The 1,152-nt window shown below is 66.1% G+C and carries 1 protein-coding gene; it reads left to right on the plus strand.

The window, feature by feature from the left end; translation table 11 throughout:
• Nucleotides 1–12 precede the first annotated feature (12 nt).
• A partial coding sequence (locus tag RE027_RS17765; RefSeq protein ID WP_368809623.1) for an aromatic ring-hydroxylating oxygenase subunit alpha occupies nt 13–1,152 on the plus strand: 1,140 nt, incomplete at its 3' end.

Raw genomic sequence — 1,152 nt, forward strand, 5'->3', positions numbered from 1 at the left:
AAGGAGTTCGAGTTGTCGACCAATGTTGTCTCGGAGAGTCTGATCTCCACCCTGCCCGGTTCCACCTACGTGGACGAGGCCGTGTTCGCCGCCGAGCAGGAACGCATCTTCGAGCAGATGTGGTTCTGCGCCGTGCGCGCGGGCGACCTCGACAAGCCCGGAGCCTTCCGCACCGTGCAGATCGGGCGGGAGTCGATCATCATCACCCGCAACCGCAAGCACGGCATCCGCGCGTTCTACAACATCTGCCGCCACCGCGGGGTGAAGCTGTGCATGGAGGAGACCGGCGAGGCCGCCCGCTCCTTCCAGTGCCCCTACCACGCCTGGACCTATGACTTCGACGGCAAGCTCATCGCCGCCCCCAACCTCACCAAGATGCCCGACATCGACCGCCAGGAATACGGCCTGGCCACCGTGGCCGTGCGGGAGTACCTCGGCTACGTCTGGGTCTGCCTGGCCGAGAACCCCCCCTCCTTCGAGGAGGACGTCATGGGCGACATCGAGGAACGCCTCGGCGACACCCAGGCCATCGAGGGCTACGACGTGGCCAACCTCTCCCTGGGCCGGCGGATCACCTACGACGTGAAGGCCAACTGGAAGCTCATCATCGAGAACTTCATGGAGTGCTACCACTGCGCCACCATCCACCCCGAGCTCACCGAGGTGCTGCCCGAGTTCGCCGACGGACTGGCCGCCCAGTACTTCGTCGGCCACGGCGCGGAGTTCGGCGACAACGTCCAGGGCTTCACCGTCGACGGCTCCGAAGGACTGGACAAGCTGCCCGGGGTGGACGAGGAGCACGACCGCCGCTACTACGCGATCACCGTCAAGCCCACCGTGTTCGTCAACCTCGTGCCCGACCACGTGATCATCCACCGCATGTTCCCCATGGCCGCCGACCGCACCATCGTGGAGTGCGACTGGCTCTACCTGCCCTCGGTGGTGGAGTCCGGCAAGGACGTCTCGGCCTCGGTGGAGCTCTTCCACCGGGTCAACCAGCAGGACTTCGACGCCTGCGAACGCTGCCAGCCCGCCATGGGCTCCAAGGTCTACGCCAACGGCGGCGTCCTGGTCCCCTCCGAGCACCACATCGGGGCCTTCCACGACTGGATCACCGAAAAAGTCGGCGACACCATCCCCACCGCCGGCGCC

Source organism: Kocuria sabuli (genome assembly GCF_040981185.1).
Lineage (GTDB): Bacteria > Actinomycetota > Actinomycetes > Actinomycetales > Micrococcaceae > Kocuria > Kocuria sabuli.